This window comes from Lyngbya aestuarii BL J, from assembly GCF_000478195.2.
Lineage (GTDB): Bacteria > Cyanobacteriota > Cyanobacteriia > Cyanobacteriales > Microcoleaceae > Capilliphycus > Capilliphycus aestuarii.
This window is the reverse complement of the sequence record NZ_AUZM01000389.1, coordinates 1-379: the sequence shown is the minus strand read 5'-3', so window position 1 is coordinate 379 and position 379 is coordinate 1. Positions and strand designations below refer to the sequence as shown.

The following is a 379-nucleotide window of genomic DNA, read 5'->3' as shown; positions in this document are numbered from 1 at the left end:
GGGAATTTAGCTTGTCCTTTAAAAAAGTTTTTATAGGCTCTGTCTAGGTTAATTGCTACACATTGGAGAACCGATGAATAGCAATCTTCCTTGAGCCAAGGATATTCCTTTTTGAGTTGAGGGAGCATCCCTTTATAGGTTGCTAGTTTTAAGCTTTTTCCAGTTTCTTGATAGTGCTGAATACAGGCATTTAAGGCAAAATTCCAATACCACCGTACACAACCAAACGATTTGACTAACGCCAATTCCTGTTCGGGTGTTGGGTAAAGCCTAACCTTTACTGCTCTATGCACTTGAATCACCCCCTTCGTTTGAGTGCTGTATTTACAAGATACACTGAATATAGCACAAGTTTTTTCAAGTGGAGATTATGAAGAAC

At 39.1% G+C, this 379-nt stretch carries 1 protein-coding gene; it reads right to left on the bottom strand.

Features of this window, described 5'->3' with window-relative positions:
• Window positions 1-293: RNA-guided endonuclease InsQ/TnpB family protein (locus M595_RS28650; RefSeq protein WP_040484821.1), on the bottom strand; the 293-nt coding region annotated here is incomplete at its 3' end.
• Window positions 294-379: the final 86 nt, after the last annotated feature.